Raw genomic sequence first — 13,493 nt, 5'->3', positions numbered from 1 at the left:
CTTCATCCGTATCGGTTTGATACCCCCCTGGGTATATCGGTCACATTGGAAAGGGCTCGGATCATGAAGTTCATCCAGTACTACCTGGACTGCCTGTCGCACGCGTCGTACCTGATCGCCGACGAGGACTCCAAGCGCGCGGTCGTCGTCGACCCGCAGCGCGACGTCGCCGAATACGTGGCCGACGCCGAGAAGTTCGGCCTGACGATCGAGCTCGTCATCGAGACCCACTTCCACGCCGACTTCCTCTCCGGCCACCTGGAGCTCGCCGACGCCACCGGCGCCACGATCGTCTACTCCTCCGTGGCCAAGCCCGAGTTCGACTTCATGGCTGTCGAAGACGGGCAGCGCTACGCACTGGGCGAACCCGACGGCGTGACCCTGGAGTTCCGCCACACCCCCGGCCACACGCCCGAGTCGATGAGCATCGTCGTGTACGAACACGGCGGCGACCCCGTGCCCTACGGCGTGCTGACCGGCGACACGCTGTTCATCGGTGACGTCGGCCGTCCCGATCTGCTGGCCTCCATCGGCTTCAGCCGCGACGAGCTGGCCGACATGCTCTACGACTCGCTGCACGACAAGCTGATGCCGCTGCCCGACGCCACGCGCGTCTACCCCGCCCACGGCGCGGGCTCGGCCTGCGGGAAGAACCTGTCCACCGAACTGTGGTCCACCATGGGCGATCAGAAGCAGTGGAACTACGCGCTGCGCGCCGCCGACAAGGCCTCGTTCATGGCGATGGTCACCGAGGGCCAGCCGCCGGCGCCGAGCTACTTCGTCTACGACGCGATCCTCAACCGCAAGGACCGTGCCCTGCTCGACGAGACCGCGATGCCGCCCGCGATGACCTACCAGCAGGCGCTCGACGCCGTGGCCGGCGGTGCGATCCTCGTCGACGGGCGCACGCCCGAGGAGTTCGCCCAGGGCCACCTGCGCGGCGCGGTCAACATCGGGCTGGAAGGCCGCTATGCCGAATTCGCCGGCTCCGTGGTCAAACCCGACGTCGACATCGTGTTGATGACCGACGCCGGCCAGGAACTCGAAGGCAAGAACCGGTTGGCGCGGATCGGATTCGACCGCGTGGTCGGATATCTGGCCGAGCCGGAGAAGGTGATGCTGACCCATCCCGATCAGGTGCAGGCCGCCTCCCGGTTGACCGCCAAGGCATTCGGTGAGCGGGCGCAGCAGGTCAACGGACTGCAGATCGTCGACGTCCGCAACCCGGGCGAGGCCGCAGCGGGCATGATCCCGGGCGCGGTCAACATCCCGGTCGGCCAACTCCCCGACCGGGTGGACGAACTCGACGCCGACGCACCGACGGTCGTCTACTGCGCGGGCGGATACCGCTCCTCGGTCGCGGCCAGCGTGCTGCGGCAGCGCGGCTTCGCCGACGTCAGCGACATCCTGGGCGGCTACAACGCCTGGGAAGAAGTCACCCAGAGCGCCTGAGCGACAACGAAACAGGGAGAGAAGACAATGAAGTCCCATCACCACCGCGTCCTCGTCATCGGTGGGGGCACCGCGGGCATCACCGTCGCGGCGCGCCTGCTGCGCAAGGGCCACGCCGACGTCGCCGTCATCGAGCCGTCCAGCGTGCACTACTACCAACCGCTGTGGACGCTCGTCGGGGCCGGGCAGGCAGAGGCCGCCGACACCGAACGCGCGGAGGCCAGCGTGATGCCCCACGACGCCACGTGGATCCGCAACGCCGCGGCGGCCGTCGACCCGGACACCAACACCGTGACATGTGAGGACGGCGCGACCTACACCTACGACGCGCTCGTGGTGTGTCCGGGCATCCAGCTCGACTGGGACCGCATCGACGGGGCGGCCGATGCGCTGGGCCGAGACGGGGTGTCGTCGAACTACCAGTTCGATCTGGCGCCGCGCACCTGGGAGTTCATCAAGAACCTCCGATCGGGCACCGCGGTCTTCACGATGCCCTCCGGCCCCATCAAATGCGCAGGGGCCCCGCAGAAGATCGCCTACCTGGCGTGTGACCACTGGCGGCGCGCGGGTGTGCTCGACGACATCGACGTGCACCTGGTGGTACCCACACCGAGGATCTTCGGCATCCCCGCCATCGCCGACAACCTCGACAAGGTCATCGCCGATTACGGCATCACGTTGCACACCCTCACCGAGGTGACGTCGGTGGACGCAGCCAGCCGCAAGGTGACCCTGCAGGCGGTCGCCGAGGGCGGCGAGGACGGCACCCTGGGTTACGACATGCTCCACGTCGTGCCGCACCAGTCGGCGCCCGACTGGATCAAGAACAGCCCGCTGTCCACCGGACAGGCCGGCGGCTACGTCGACATCGACAAGCACACGATGCAGCACGTGCGCTACCCCAACGTGTTCGCACTCGGTGACGCCGGGTCGTCGCCGAACTCCAAGACCGGCGCCGCGATCCGCAAACAGGCGCCGGTGGTGGTCGACAATGTCGATGCCTATCTGGCCGGACGAACCCTGTGCGCGCGTTACGACGGGTATGCATCGTGCCCGATCGTCACGTCCTCGCACGAGATGTTGCTGGCCGAGTTCGACTACGAGTTCAACCTGAAACCCTCGGTGCCCCTGCTGGACCCGACCAAGCCGCACCGGGCCTTCTGGTACCTCAAGAAGTACGGCCTGCCGGCGATGTACTGGAACCTGATGCTCAAAGGTCTGGCCTGACGTGGCGCACGCCCACCGGCCATACCCCGGTGGGTAGCGTAAACTCCTAGCTGTTCAAAGTTCTTGAACACCGGATCGAAGGAGCCCATCATGGTCGGTGACCAGGAGGCCATCAACGCCGTGCTCAACCGCCTGCGTCGGGCCCAGGGCCAGCTCGCAGGCGTCATCTCGATGATCGAGCAGGGCCGTGACTGCAAAGACGTCGTCACGCAGCTGGCGGCGGTGTCGCGGGCGCTGGACCGGGCCGGTTTCAAGATCGTCGCAACCGGGCTGCGGGAGTGCATCGTCACCGACGAGAACGACGGGCGCCAGCGCGAGATGAGCGTCGACGAACTCGAGAAACTCTTCCTCGCCCTGGCCTGACCGGCGTAACGGTCGACGTCACCGCGACGTCGTGGACGTCGGCGCGGGAGTTCTCACCGAGTGGCCTGGCGGTAGATCTTGGTGATCGCGCCGGTGTCCTCGTCGAACAGCTGCGGCTCGACCACCTCCCAGCCGCCGAGCTCGTCGACCGTCCACAGCGTCTGCGGCGCAGGGAACTCGTCGGTGTAGTCGGCAAGGACACCAGGATCGACAGGTCGGAAACCGGCCTCGGCCCACAGCTTCTGCGCCTCGGCAGTGAACAGGAAGTTGACGAGGTCGACCGCCTGCTCGAGGTGCCGGCCGGTACCGACCACCGCCACCGGACTCTCGATCTTCATCGTCTGCGGTGGATGAATCTGCTCGAAGCCCACGCTCAGCGCCTCGACCTCCGAGGTCAGCAGCACATCGCCGTTGCCCTGTCGAAACGCGTCACTCGCCTCACGGTCCGAGGCGGGATGCAGCCGCACATGGTCGGTGACCAATTCACGGACGTAATCGAGCCCCGCCTGCGGGTCCTGGCCGCCGCCACTCGCCCACGCATACGGCGCCAACAGGTTCCACCAGGCCGAGCCGGAACTCAGCGGGCTCGCCGTGATCACCTCGACATCCGGACGCAGCAGATCGCCCCAGTCATCAATGTTCTCGGGGTTACCCGGACGCACCACCAGGCTCACCACCGACCCGAACGGAATGCCCTCGGTGACGCCCGCGTCCCAGTTCTCGTCCACCTTGCCCGTCTCCACCAGGCGGGCGATGTCCGGTTCGACGGAGACGTTCACCACATCGGCGGTCGTGCCCGACTCCACCGCGCGGGACTGCTCGGCCGAGGAACCGTACGAGGCATCGACCGCGACCTCTGCACCTTCCGGCGTCGCGGCGAACGCCGACGCCATCATCGTCCACGCGGGTTCTGTCGCGGGAAAGGCGAGCACCTTCAGGGTGACCTCGGCGTCGGCGCCGTCGGCCTGGCTGGACCCGTCGCTGCAGGACATCACCACCATCGCCGAAAGCAGAAGTACCGCGGGGGTGTTCCACGTCGCCGAGAACCGCATCCTCAGCGGGTGACCAGCCACATGACGATCACCAGAACGATCAAGGCGACCAGCGCCAGTGTCACCCGCGAGCGCGGCATGCCCCTCATCTGTCTCCTCCGTCGTCGGCTCCTGCGTCACCACCCGGGCGTCGCAACCGGTCCCTCAGCCGTATCCCGTTACCGAGCGCGCCGTCGAGCAACACCGCGATGCCGTAGGCCAAGGCGAGCACCACAGGCATCACCACAGCCGTCTGCGCCACGAACGGCAGCCCGGACAGCCACAGCTCCACTCCGTCCCACCAGCTGAGGAACCCGTCCATCCAGCCAGACTATGCCCAGTGCCGGCACCGGCGAACAGCGCACAACACACCGTGGCCCCGAGTAGACGCAAGGGTGCCCGGCAGTCGATGATGGCCAGATGGTCGTGCACCAGAGCGAGGCGTCCGGCGAAGTAGTGTCCAGCGGCGAGGGCACGTTCGCCCTTCCCTCACCGGAGCCCTACTACGCCGGCACGACGCTGCGTAACCCGTTTCCCCCGATCGCGGACTACGCATTCTTGTCCGACTGCGAGACCACGTGCCTGATCTCGTCGGCGGGCTCGGTGGAGTGGCTGTGTGTGCCCAGGCCGGACTCACCGAGCGTGTTCGGCGCGATCCTGGACCGGGGCGCCGGGCATTTCCGACTGGGCCCCTACGGGGTGTCGGTTCCCGCCGCACGGCGCTACCTTCCGGGCAGCCTGATCCTGGAAACCACGTGGCAGACCCACACCGGCTGGTTGATCGTGCGTGACGCGCTGGTCATGGGTCCATGGCACGACCTGGAGACGCGCTCGCGGACCCACCGGCGCACCCCGATGGACTGGGACGCCGAGCACATCCTGCTGCGCACGGTTCGCTGCGTGAGCGGCACGGTCGAGCTGGTGATGAACTGCGAGCCGTCGTTCGACTACCACCGCACCAGCGCGACGTGGGAGTACTCGGCACAGGCCTACGGCGAAGCCATCGCGCGGGCGACGAAGAACCCCGACTCCCACCCCACCCTGCGGCTGACCACCAACCTGCGGATCGGCCTCGAGGGTCGCGAAGCCCGGGCCCGCACCCGCCTGACCGAGGGCGACAACGTGTTCGTGGCGCTGAGCTGGTCCAAGCATCCCGCGCCGCAGACCTACGACGAAGCCGCCGACAAGATGTGGAAGACCAGCGAATGCTGGCGCCAGTGGATCAACGTCGGCGACTTCCCCGACCATCCGTGGCGCTCGTACCTGCAGCGCAGCGCGTTGACCCTGAAGGGGTTGACCTACTCCCCGACCGGCGCTCTGCTGGCGGCCCCGACGACGTCGCTGCCCGAAACGCCGCGCGGCGAACGCAACTGGGATTACCGCTATGCCTGGGTCCGCGACTCCACCTTCGCGTTGTGGGGGCTCTACACCCTGGGCCTGGACCGCGAAGCCGACGACTTCTTCGCGTTCATCGCCGACGTGTCCGGCGCCAACAACGGTGAACGGCATCCACTGCAGGTGATGTACGGGGTGGGCGGCGAACGCAGCCTGGTCGAAGAAGAGCTCAACCACCTGTCCGGCTACGACTACGCCCGGCCGGTGCGGATCGGAAACGGCGCCTACAACCAGATGCAGCACGACATCTGGGGCACCATGCTCGACTCGGTCTACCTGCACACCAAGTCGCGTGAGCAGATCCCCGAGACGTTGTGGCCGGTACTCAAGGAGCAGGTCGAGGAAGCGATCAAGCACTGGCGCGAGCCCGACCGCGGTATCTGGGAGGTGCGCGGCGAGCCGCAGCACTTCACCTCCAGCAAGATCATGTGCTGGGTGGCGCTCGACCGCGGCGCCAAGCTCGCCGAGTTGGAGGGCGAGAAGTCCTACGCCCAGCAGTGGCGGGCGATCGCCGAGGAGATCAAAGCCGACATCCTCGAGCGCGGCGTGGATGCCCGCGGCGTGCTCACCCAGCGCTACGGCAGCGACGCGCTCGACGCCTCGCTGCTGTTGGCGGTGTTGACCCGGTTCCTGCCGCCCGACGACCCGCGCATCCGTGCGACGGTGATGGCCATCGCCGAGGAGCTCACCGAGGACGGCCTGGTGCTGCGCTACCGCGTGGAGGAGACCGACGACGGCCTCGCGGGCGAAGAGGGCACCTTCACGATCTGCTCGTTCTGGCTGGTGTCGGCGCTGGTCGAGATCGGTGAGATCAGTCGGGCCCGGCACCTGTGCGAGAGGTTGCTGTCCTTCGCCAGCCCGCTGCACCTCTACGCCGAGGAGATCGAGCCGCGCACCGGCCGACACCTGGGCAACTTCCCGCAGGCGTTCACCCACCTGGCACTGATCAACGCCGTGGTGCACGTGATCCGCGCCGAGGAGGAAGCCGACAGCTCCGGCATCTTCCAGCCCGCCAACGCCCCGATGTGAGCGGGCCGGGCTGGCGCCGCCTCAGAAAATCCCGCGCAACGCCACCACGGCGACGGCGCCGAGTGCGGCCGCCGCGGGCAGCGTGATCACCCAGGCCAGCGCGATCGGCTTCATCAGGTTCCAGTTCGTGGCCCGGTTGACCATGCCCACGCCGAGCACCGCGCCGATCAGGATGTGCGTGCTCGACACCGGCAGACCCATGACGCTGGCACCCATCACCACGGCGGCTGCCGACAGCTCGGCGGAGAAACCGGACGCCGGATGCATCTTCGTCAGGTTGGTCCCGACGGTGGCGATGACCTTGCGCCCGATGAACCACAGCCCGGCGACCAGCGCGACGCCGAAGGCCAGCATCGCCGCCGGCGGAACGGCAGCCTCGCTTTCGATGTCGCCATTTCGGAACACGTCGAGGATCGCGGCGAACGGCCCGATGGCGTTGGCGATGTCGTTGCTGCCGTGGCTGAACGCGAAGCCCGACGCGGTGAACACCTGCATCCAGCTGAACATCAGGAACGTCGAGCGCGGCAGTGATTCACCCTTGAGCGTCTTGGCGAAGATGAAGGTCGCCATCCACACCGCGGCACCGACCATGCCCATGATGAAGTAGTTGTTCATCGTGGTCAGGCCCAGATGCATGTTCTTGAGACCCTTGAACAGCAGCATCGCGGCGATGATCATCGCGCCGAACGCCGCCAGCAACGGCACCCAGGTCTGCAGCGCCTTGTAGGCGTCGATCGAGCGGGCCTTGGAGTCGATGTCGTGCAGTTCCTTGTAGTAGTCGCTCTCCAGCTCGTCGGGGTCGTAGTCGCCGCGGTTGGCCGCGACCGCGTCGCGGGCCATCGCACCGGTGTAGGCGATCTGCTGGATCTCCGAGAGCCGCTCGAACGCCTGCTTGTGCCGGGTGCGGAGTTCGATGCGCTCTTTGCGGATCTCCACCAGCTTGGCGTCGGCCTCTTCGTTGTAGGTCAGGATGCGCCGCTTGATCGTGCCGTAGAGCAGGTAGGCCACCACCCCGCCCAGCACCGGCGAGAGCACCCACGAGATCGCGATCTGGCCGATCTGGTCCCACTGCACCATGTCCAACGCGGAGTTGCCCTGACCGGTGACGAACCCGAGCATCAGAGCGGCACCGACGATGCCGCCGATGATCGAGTGAGTGGTGGACACCGGATAGCCCATCCGGGTGGCGAACAGCAGCCAGAAGGCCGCGGCGAACAGCGCGGCCATCATGATGAACACGAAATCCATCGGGGAGATCTGCACGATCGACAGGTCGACGATCCCGCTGCGGATCGTGTCGGTGACCTCACCACCGGCGATGACAGCACCGCTGACCTCGAAGATCGCCGCGACCAGCAGCGCCTGCTTCATCGTCAGGGTGCCGGCGCCCACGCTGGTGCCGAACGAGTTGGCCACGTCGTTGCCGCCGATGTTGAAGGCCATGAACATGCCCAGCACGGTGGCGGTGATCAGGATGACCTTGCTGGCGGAGCTGTCCACGTAGCCGAAGGACCACCACGTGAACGCGCCGAACGCGACGGCGAGCATCAGCCCGAACGTCAGATGCCAGTTGCGGTCGTCGCCCAGGAACACGGCTTCTGCTGGGGTCGGGGGTGAAGAGGTCGTCTGTGCAGCCACGCGGGAAAGTTATGCCCGCTAACTGAGCAAACAGAACCCGGACAGTGAACGATCACTGAACGAGTCGTTACTTCGCCGCGTTGTCCACCATGGCCGTGACGATCTCGGCGGCCTCGTCGCTGACCGCGTAGCCGCACGCCCACGCTTCCACCGTCACGTTGGACACCAGCGACAGCGCGTGTTGGCAAGCCCAGCCGTCGGCGCCCTCCTGCGTGGTCAGCTGGGTGATCAGATTGTCGTCGTTCTCGACCTCACCGAGCTGCCACATGTATTCGCCGTCCCCGACGCCGATCGCGGAGTTCGCGCAGTCCCGCCAGGTGGCGGTGGCATCGTCGAAGAACCCTTGCGCGTTCTCCGCAGCCGGGTAGAGCACCGCGGTCTGCTCGACCCAATGCTCGTTGTCGTCGTTCGGTTCGCGTGCCACCTGATCACGCACGGCGGTCCAGCCGCTGCCGGCGTAGACGGGCTCCTCGGCCCCGTACACCGCACCCAGGCAGTCCGGATCCGACACCTCGTCCGCGTGGTCGGTCATCTCGTCGAGCTCGCTGGTCACCTTCATCTGGGTGGAACCCATGATGCCGTTGAGCTCACCGATGCTCAGCAGCAAACCGTCCAGCTCGGACTCCGTCAACAACGGGACGTCGAGCGGACCGGCGGGGCGGCCGCGGACCGCGGTGCCGTCCACCGTGGACACACATCCTGCGAGCAGGGCTGACGTCGTCAGGACCGCACAGATTCGACCGAGTCCGATGCTGTGAGCCACCTTGTGATTGTCCCGTACGACGCTGGCAACGTCACCGCTGTGCCGCGATGCGGTCCAACACCAACTCCGTCACCGTGGCGGCCGCGTCTGCGCGCGCCGGTGCGCGCGGATCGACGACCTCCACGTCGACGACGCAGTCGCCGGTGACACCGACGGCTCGCAACCCGGTGGGCGCTTGGGCACCGGCCGAGACATGCAGCACCGACGCCGCCACCACGCTGTCGTCGAACACGACATCGGTGACGCGGCTCAACTCGCCGCTACCCGCCCCCGGCTGCTGGAACGCCACCGTCTGACCGGCGCAGCGCCGCCACCGCTCGGTGGTGGTGGCGAAGAAGTCCTGGGCCGCGGCCGCGCTGCCCATCTGCACGACACCGACATAGGCCGAGACCGGGGCGGCGTCGAACCCGCCGCCTGCCCAGGAGGCGCTGGCCACCGACAGCACCGGGCTGTCCCGATAGACAACCTGCTGAAGCCGGTACGGGGCGCCGGCGCAGTCCGCGGGCGTCACCTGCGCCTCGCCGACGCTGCGCAGCAGCGTGTCCTCACCACCTTCGACGGTCGGACCCATGAAGCCGTTCGGGCCGGTGCCCAGTGCGGCCGAGAGGTCGTCGGTGGTGGGAAGGAAACCGCCGAGCGGAATCGCCTGCGCCGGTTGCACGGCCGGCGCGATACGCACGGTCGGACGGTCGTCGACCGGCTGGCCCCCGCACCCCGCCAGCGCGAGACAGGCCGCAACGGCCACCGCCACCCGACGTATCGGCATCCGGTCCTCCTGCCCGCTACCGCTGGCCGGCGTTGGCGACCATCGTGGGGATCATCCTGGCGGCATCGCCGCGGGCCCGCACGCCAGTTTCGAAAACTCTTACGACGGGCTCACCACGGGGACCCGCTACTTCTTCGGCTTGTCGGCCGTCGAATCCGTCGACAGCGCCGCGACGAAGGCCTCCTGCGGAACCTCCACCCGGCCGATGGTCTTCATCCGCTTCTTGCCTTCCTTCTGCTTCTCGAGCAGCTTGCGCTTGCGCGTGATGTCACCGCCGTAACACTTGGACAGCACGTCCTTGCGGATGGCGCGGATGTTCTCGCGGGCGATGATCTTCGAGCCGATCGCAGCCTGCACCGGCACCTCGTACTGCTGGCGCGGGATGAGCTCCTTGAGCTTGGTGGTCATCTTGTTTCCGTACGCGAACGCCCCGTCCTTGTGGACGATCGCGCTGAACGCGTCCACCGGCTCGCCCTGCAACAGGATGTCGACCTTGACCAGCTGCGATTCCTGCTCACCGGCCTCCTCGTAGTCCAGGCTGGCGTAGCCGCGGGTGCGCGACTTCAACGAGTCGAAGAAGTCGAAGATGATCTCACCGAGCGGCAGCGTGTAGCGCAGTTCGACACGCTCCGTCGACAGGTAGTCCATGCCGCCCAACTCGCCGCGGCGCGACTGGCACAGCTCCATGATGGTGCCGATGAACTCGCTGGGCGCAATGATCGTGGTCTTGACCACGGGTTCGAACACGGTGCGGACCTTGCCCTCGGGCCAGTCCGACGGGTTGGTCACCGTCAGCTCGGTCTCGTCGTCCTTGATGACCCGATACACGACGTTGGGCGACGTCGAGATCAGGTCCAGGTCGAACTCGCGTTCCAGGCGCTCACGGGTGATCTCCATGTGCAGCAGGCCCAGGAATCCGCAGCGGAATCCGAACCCCAACGCCACCGACGTCTCCGGCTCGTAGGTCAGCGCGGCATCGTTGAGCTGCAGCTTGTCCAGCGCCTCCCGCAGGTCGGGATAGTCCGAGCCGTCCACCGGATACAGACCCGAATACACCATCGGTTTGGGCTCGCGGTAGCCGGTCAGCGGCTGGGTGGCACCACCGCGGGCGGTGGTGACCGTGTCGCCGACCTTCGACTGCCGCACGTCTTTGACGCCGGTGATCAGATAGCCGACCTCGCCGACGCCGAGACCGTCGGACGCCTTGGGCTCCGGCGAGACGATTCCGACCTCGAGCAGTTCGTGGGTGGCGCCGGTGGACATCATCTTGATCCGCTCGCGCGGCACGATCTTGCCGTCGACGACGCGGATGTAGGTCACCACGCCGCGGTAGGTGTCGTAGACCGAATCGAAGATCATCGCCCGCGCCGGGGCGTCGGCGTCGCCGGTGGGTGCCGGAACCTGACGCACCACCTCGTCGAGCAACTCGGCGACCCCTTCGCCGGTCTTGCCGGACACCCGCAGCACATCCGTGGGCTCGCAGCCGATGATGTGGGCCAACTCGGCGGCGTACCGGTCCGGGTCGGCGGCGGGCAGGTCGATCTTGTTGAGCACCGGGATGATGGCCAGATCGCGATCCAGAGCGAGGTACAGGTTGGCCAGCGTCTGAGCCTCGATGCCCTGGGCTGCGTCGACCAGCAGCACCGCTCCTTCGCAGGCCTCCAGGGCGCGCGAGACCTCGTAGGTGAAGTCGACGTGTCCAGGCGTGTCGATGAGGTGCAGCACGTGCTGCTGCCCGTTGGCCTCCCACGGCAGGCGCACGTTCTGCGCCTTGATCGTGATGCCGCGCTCGCGTTCGATGTCCATGCGGTCGAGGTACTGCGCGCGCATCGACCGTTCGTCGACGACCCCGGTGAGCTGCAGCATCCGGTCGGCAAGTGTGGACTTGCCGTGGTCGATGTGAGCGATGATGCAGAAGTTCCGAATCTGCGCCGGCGCGGTGAAGGTCTTGTCGGCGAAACTGCTGATGGGAATCTCCTGGTGAGCGGGCGTCGGGACAGCCTGGGACGGCTCTACCAGAGTATCGAGCGCAGGCCCCGGCGACACAATCGAGCGTCCGCCGGGCGGCGGGGGAACCGCCCGGCGGCGGCCGCCGTCGCCGTCGTGTCACAGCGGCGCCCCTTATGCTTGGCCGGTATGGCGTCCTCGTCGTCGTATTTGAAGACGTTCCAGCGGTTCTTGATCAAGAGCACCGAGAACCTCGTGTTCAACGAAGCCCCGAAGCTCCTCCAGCAGGGACTGCGGATCGGCCTGGATGCCCTGGCCAACCAGCAGCCCGGGCCGGCCGCCGCCCTACCTGCCGGCCGGCCGGTGTCGAGCAACTTCGTTCCGACCGCGCACCGGGCCCGCCGCGTCGCCTACTCCCCCGACCTGGACGGCCGCGCCGATCCGGGCGAGATCGTGTGGACCTGGGTGGTCTACGAAGACGATCCCAGCCGCGGCAAGGACCGTCCGGTGCTGGTGGTGGGCCGCGACCGCAGCGTGTTGCTCGGGTTGATGCTGTCGAGCCAGGACCATCACCGCAACGACCCGAACTGGATCAGCATCGGCAGCGGAACCTGGGACTACGACGGCCGAGTCAGTTGGGTGCGGCTGGACCGGGTCCTCGACGTTCCCGAGGAAGGAATCCGGCGGGAGGGCGCCATTCTGGAGCGTGAGATCTTCGATCTGGTCGCAGCGCGGTTACGCGCCGACTACTCGTGGAGCTGACCCGACCGTTCATCCGGCCGGCGGACGCCACATCTGCCACATGGTCGGGCCGCCGCCCGGAATCGTCAGCTCCCCGGTGACGTCGAAACCGAAGCGCATGTAATACGGCACGTTGGACTCCTTGGTGGACTCCAGGTAGCAGGGCGCGCTATCGGCGTCACAGCGTCTCAACCGCGACTCCATCAATGCCTTTCCGAACCCCGCGCCGCGCACGAACGGGTCACTGCCGAGCACGGCCAGGTACCAGTGTGGCTCCTCCGGGTGATGCCGCTTCATCAGCTCGGAGATCGCCATCCCCCGCCCGGACCGGCGGCCCAGCGCCACCAACAGCCGCGGCATCATGCGCAATTCTTCGGCCTGGGTCTGCTTCCAGCGCCCGGGCGGATCCCACAGCGCCGCCCCGCCCATCTCGCCGACGCGCCGCGCCACCTGCACACCCCCGCCGGCCAGGAAATGATGCCGCGCCATGGCGGAGAACATCCGCGGCAATGCCCGAGCGCGGCGCTTGTCGTGAGGCTGCATCCACTCCATCACCGGATCGTCGAAGAACGCCCGGCCGAGTACCCGGGCCAGCGCCGGCACGTCCTGTTTACGCGCGAAGTGGACATCGATGCCGGCCGTCACCTCGTCAGCCCTGGGTGATGTAGGCCTGGAGTTGCTGCTGCTCGCGCTCCAGCTCCTCCATGCGGGTCTTCACCACGTCGCCGATGCTCACGATGCCGGTCAACCGGCCGTCCACGACGACCGGGACGTGGCGCACCCGATTGCGGGTCATCAGCGCGCTGAGACTGTCCACCGTGTCGTCCGGGCCGCACGTGGCCACCAGCGTGGTCATGATCTCCGAAACGGGACAGCGCAGCAGATCACCACCCACCTCATGGAGCTTGCGAACGATGTCGCGTTCGGAGACGATGCCGAGCACGCCGTCCGGCGACACCACCACCATCGCACCGATGTTGTGCACCGAAAGCTCGGTCAGCAGCCCCGCCACCGACGTCTCCGGGGTGATCGTGGCCACCGTCGCACCCTTGTTGCGCAACACGTCGGATATCCGCATGGCTCTCTCCGCCCGTCAGACTTCGCACCGTCAACTGTAGGCAATTCGCGCCCGCGAGATCGG

At 67.2% G+C, this 13,493-nt stretch carries 13 protein-coding genes; 5 read left to right on the top strand and 8 right to left on the bottom strand.

Annotated features, from left to right (window positions below):
- Window positions 1–63: 63 nt before the first annotated feature.
- The 3 genes from ACEWX3_RS11150 to ACEWX3_RS11140 all read left to right on the top strand — a co-directional run bounded on the left by ACEWX3_RS11150 (window position 64) and on the right by ACEWX3_RS11140 (window position 3,042).
- Window positions 64–1,452, top strand: a complete 1,389-nt coding sequence (locus tag ACEWX3_RS11150; RefSeq protein WP_207069194.1) for a rhodanese-like domain-containing protein — start codon at window positions 64–66, stop codon at window positions 1,450–1,452.
- A gap of 27 nt (window positions 1,453–1,479) precedes the next feature.
- Window positions 1,480–2,679 carry an FAD-dependent oxidoreductase gene (locus tag ACEWX3_RS11145; RefSeq protein ID WP_374159435.1) on the top strand — a complete coding sequence of 400 codons (1,200 nt, stop codon included), beginning with the start codon at window positions 1,480–1,482 and terminating at the stop codon, window positions 2,677–2,679.
- 90 nt (window positions 2,680–2,769) lie between these two features.
- Window positions 2,770–3,042: a metal-sensitive transcriptional regulator gene (locus ACEWX3_RS11140; protein WP_152517791.1), complete on the top strand. Its 273-nt coding sequence runs from the start codon at window positions 2,770–2,772 to the stop codon at window positions 3,040–3,042.
- A 53-nt stretch (window positions 3,043–3,095) separates the two neighbouring features.
- Here ACEWX3_RS11140 and ACEWX3_RS11135 read toward each other — a convergent pair whose 3' ends face one another.
- Both ACEWX3_RS11135 and ACEWX3_RS11130 read right to left on the bottom strand, forming a co-directional pair.
- Complete coding sequence (locus ACEWX3_RS11135; protein WP_374159834.1) at window positions 3,096–4,094, bottom strand: extracellular solute-binding protein; 999 nt, start codon at window positions 4,092–4,094, stop codon at window positions 3,096–3,098.
- 85 nt (window positions 4,095–4,179) lie between these two features.
- Entirely contained in the window at window positions 4,180–4,395 is a 216-nt protein-coding gene (locus ACEWX3_RS11130; RefSeq protein ID WP_207069192.1) for a hypothetical protein, read from the bottom strand.
- A gap of 98 nt (window positions 4,396–4,493) precedes the next feature.
- Between ACEWX3_RS11130 and ACEWX3_RS11125 the strand changes: the two genes are divergently transcribed.
- Window positions 4,494–6,497 carry a glycoside hydrolase family 15 protein gene (locus tag ACEWX3_RS11125; RefSeq protein ID WP_207069191.1) on the top strand — a complete coding sequence of 668 codons (2,004 nt, stop codon included), beginning with the start codon at window positions 4,494–4,496 and terminating at the stop codon, window positions 6,495–6,497.
- 21 nt (window positions 6,498–6,518) lie between these two features.
- Here ACEWX3_RS11125 and ACEWX3_RS11120 read toward each other — a convergent pair whose 3' ends face one another.
- The 4 genes from ACEWX3_RS11120 to lepA all read right to left on the bottom strand — a co-directional run bounded on the left by ACEWX3_RS11120 (window position 6,519) and on the right by lepA (window position 11,710).
- Window positions 6,519–8,135, bottom strand: coding sequence for an inorganic phosphate transporter (locus ACEWX3_RS11120; protein ID WP_374159434.1), 1,617 nt, complete (start codon window positions 8,133–8,135; stop codon window positions 6,519–6,521).
- Window positions 8,136–8,202: 67 nt separating this feature from the next.
- Complete coding sequence (locus tag ACEWX3_RS11115) at window positions 8,203–8,898, bottom strand: sensor domain-containing protein (RefSeq protein ID WP_286183799.1); 696 nt, start codon at window positions 8,896–8,898, stop codon at window positions 8,203–8,205.
- Window positions 8,899–8,929: 31 nt separating this feature from the next.
- Window positions 8,930–9,664, bottom strand: coding sequence for a sensor domain-containing protein (locus ACEWX3_RS11110; protein WP_374159433.1), 735 nt, complete (start codon window positions 9,662–9,664; stop codon window positions 8,930–8,932).
- 126 nt (window positions 9,665–9,790) lie between these two features.
- A complete protein-coding gene (gene lepA / locus ACEWX3_RS11105) occupies window positions 9,791–11,710 on the bottom strand; it encodes a translation elongation factor 4 (protein WP_374159432.1) in 1,920 nt (639 codons plus the stop codon).
- A 90-nt stretch (window positions 11,711–11,800) separates the two neighbouring features.
- Here lepA and ACEWX3_RS11100 point away from each other — a divergent pair, with 90 nt between their 5' ends.
- A complete protein-coding gene (locus tag ACEWX3_RS11100) occupies window positions 11,801–12,373 on the top strand; it encodes a type II toxin-antitoxin system PemK/MazF family toxin (protein ID WP_207069183.1) in 573 nt (190 codons plus the stop codon).
- 9 nt (window positions 12,374–12,382) lie between these two features.
- Here ACEWX3_RS11100 and ACEWX3_RS11095 read toward each other — a convergent pair whose 3' ends face one another.
- On the bottom strand, window positions 12,383–12,997 hold the full coding sequence (locus ACEWX3_RS11095) for a GNAT family N-acetyltransferase (RefSeq protein ID WP_374159431.1): 615 nt from the start codon (window positions 12,995–12,997) through the stop codon (window positions 12,383–12,385).
- Between the two features lie 4 nt (window positions 12,998–13,001).
- Window positions 13,002–13,430 (bottom strand): CBS domain-containing protein, encoded by a 429-nt coding sequence (locus ACEWX3_RS11090; RefSeq protein WP_207069182.1) that lies wholly within the window; start codon window positions 13,428–13,430, stop codon window positions 13,002–13,004.
- Window positions 13,431–13,493 lie beyond the last annotated feature (63 nt).

It is taken from the genome of Mycobacterium sp. G7A2 (genome assembly GCF_041902445.1).
Classification (GTDB): Bacteria; Actinomycetota; Actinomycetes; order Mycobacteriales; family Mycobacteriaceae; genus Mycobacterium.
Note: the sequence above shows the minus strand (reverse complement) of the source record. Positions and strands in the feature narration are given on the sequence as shown.